The 2389-nt window shown below is 76.8% G+C and carries 4 protein-coding genes; 3 read left to right on the top strand and 1 reads right to left on the bottom strand.

Features of this window, described 5'->3' with window-relative positions; all coding sequences use genetic code 11:
- From GTQ99_RS22235 to GTQ99_RS22225, 3 genes are all read left to right on the top strand, one after another.
- Positions 1-402 (top strand): hypothetical protein (locus GTQ99_RS22235; protein ID WP_205708025.1); only part of this gene is annotated, 402 nt, incomplete at its 5' end.
- 275 nt (positions 403-677) lie between these two features.
- Complete coding sequence (gene ssb / locus GTQ99_RS22230; RefSeq protein ID WP_166617859.1) at positions 678-1175, top strand: single-stranded DNA-binding protein; 498 nt, start codon at positions 678-680, stop codon at positions 1173-1175.
- 163 nt (positions 1176-1338) lie between these two features.
- A complete protein-coding gene (locus tag GTQ99_RS22225) occupies positions 1339-1596 on the top strand; it encodes a hypothetical protein (RefSeq protein ID WP_166617858.1) in 258 nt (85 codons plus the stop codon).
- Positions 1597-1604: 8 nt separating this feature from the next.
- On the opposite strand, the gene GTQ99_RS22220 is transcribed toward GTQ99_RS22225, so the two are convergent.
- The coding region (locus GTQ99_RS22220; protein ID WP_205708024.1) for an ATP-binding protein at positions 1605-2389 on the bottom strand (785 nt) is incomplete at its 5' end.

The raw sequence follows: 2389 nt of genomic DNA, 5'->3' as shown, positions 1-2389 counted from the left end.
ACCCAGCAGGCCATGCAGCGCTTCCGCGACCTGGCGGTGGCCGCGGGGTTCCCGGCGACCGCCGACAGCCCGGCGCTGCTGTTCCTGCGCGCGAAGTTCGGCGTGGGTGCGGTGCGCCAGGTGGACGGCGGGGTCCTGGAGAGCCTGCTGACCTGGTTCGAGGGTCAGCGCCAGCCGGGTGAGGCGTTCCGCTCCTACGTCCAGTCCACGCTGGTCGCCGCCCGGCGGGGCGCCGGTCAGGAGCACGGCCGGGAGCACGGCCGGCAGGGCGGCGACCAGCGGGCCGAGGCCGTGCAGGACGCGCCGGCCGCACCCGGCGGCGGGACGCAGCCGGGTCAGCCGGCTCAGCCGGGTCAGCCGGGTGGTGGCGCCGCCGCCCCCGCGCCGGCCGACGCCGCCTGAGGTCCACGCCGGTTCCCCCGCGCCGGGTTCCACCCGGCGCGGGGGACGAGCGGTGGTGCGTGCGATCGGCTGCGGTGCAGCGCTCCGCGGTTCCCGCCGGTGGCGTGCGAGGGTCTCCCCGGGGTTTCCCCGGCTCCGCGACCGCACCACCGCACCGGGGGTCCCGTGTCGGACCCACCGCCTACAGTCCAGTGCGTCGCCCCCGCCAGGGGCGACGTCCCACGAGGTCGCGAACGCAACGCGAGAACATACGGAAGAGAGCGGCAACCATGGGCGTGTCCATCACCATCGTCGGCAACATCACCAACGACCCCGAACTGCGCTTCACCCCCAGCGGTGCGGCCGTGGCGAACTTCAGCGTCGCGGTCGACGAGCGCCGGCGCAACGCGCAGACGCAGGAGTGGGAGGACGCGGGGACGTCCTACTACCGGGTGGAGGCGTGGCGCTCGCTGGCCGAGAACGTCGCCCACTCGCTGCGCCGCGGCACGGCGGTCGTCGTCACCGGGGAGCAGACCATCGAGGTCTACGAGCGCAGGGACGGCGGCACCGGCACCTCGGTCCGCGTCCGCGCCCAGAGCGTGGGTCCCGACCTGCGCTACGCCACCGCCGCCGTCACCCGCACCAGCCGCCACGGCGGCGGGAACCCCCAGGGCGGGGAGGGCACCCGCGCCCCGCAGGAGCCGCCGGCCGCCGAGCAGCTCGTCGGTGCGGGCATCGAGGACCCGTGGAGCACCGGCACCGGCACGGGCCGGCAGGGGAACCCTCCGTTCTGAGGTTCCCACCGGGTGGGTGAGCGCCCCCCGCCGGTCGTCACGTCGGCCCGGTCGCTGCGGCGGCCGGGCCGGCCCCGCACCCGGACCGCTCCCGTCGAGCGCCACCCCGGCACCCGCCGGGGTGGCGCGCAGGAGTCGCAGCGGTGGACGGCACACTGGCGCCATGAGCGAGCACACCGAACTGCGCATGCGCGTGGGCCGTGAGACCGGGCACACCCTGCACCTGCGCCGCGGCGACGAACCCTCCGACCTCGACGACTTCCTCGGCTCGGTGGCGACCCCGGAACTGGCGGCCAAGATCGTCGAGGCGTGGAACGCGCACTGGCCCGCACCCGACCCGGCGCAGGCCGGGACGGACCACGTGGAGCAGGTCAAGGCCCGCGCTCTGCAGCGCGCGCAGCAGGACGACCTCGACGGCTGAGGCCCCGCTCAGGCGGCGGTGACGGCCTCGTCCTCGACCTCCAGCGCGGCCTCGGAGACGGGTCCGTAGGAGGAGGCCTCCACGATGCGCGCGCCCTCCACGTCGTCGGGGACGACGTCGAGGACCAGGTCCACCAGGTCGGTGGCCTCGGAGGCGTGGTTGATGAGGACCACCTGCCGGCCGGGCAGCTCCCGGATGGCGGCCATCATCGCCGCCCGGCTGGCCGCGTCCTGGGACACGAACGGCTCGTCGAGCCAGAACAGCCCACCGGTGCGCCCGGACCACACGTCGGACAGCGCCACCCGCAGCGCCAGCGCCACCGCGGACTCCTCGCCGCCGGAGAGCCACTGCACCGGCCGCTGGGTGCCGACCTCGTCGGTGACGACGGGCGTGAACTCCTCGTCCAGCACCACCGAGACGTAGCGGCCGCCGGTGATGCGCGCGACGAGGTCGGTGGCGACCTCGGAGACCTCCGGGGCCAGGCGCGCGATGCGGTCGCGGCGGAAGGCCTCCAGCGCGTCGCGCACCGCGCTCCTGCGCTCCAGCTCGGCGACGGTGGCCGCGCGCAGGCGCAGCCTGTCCGCCTCGGCGTCGCGCGCGCGCTCGGCGCCGCGCACCTGCTCCTCGGCGACGCGGTGGTCGCCCTGGGCCGCGTGCGCGGCCCGGCCGGAGGCCAGCGCCGCCGCCTGCGCGGCCCCGTGCGCGGTCTGCACCCGCACCCGCTCCTCCTCCGGCACGCGGGTGGCCACCTCCGCGGCGGCGGCCTCCTGCGCGGCGGCCGCCGCCGCGGAGG

The sequence above is a fragment of the Kineococcus vitellinus genome, assembly GCF_009906315.1.
GTDB classification, from domain to species: Bacteria; Actinomycetota; Actinomycetes; order Actinomycetales; family Kineococcaceae; genus Kineococcus; species Kineococcus vitellinus.
Note: the sequence above shows the minus strand (reverse complement) of the source record. Positions and strands in the feature narration are given on the sequence as shown.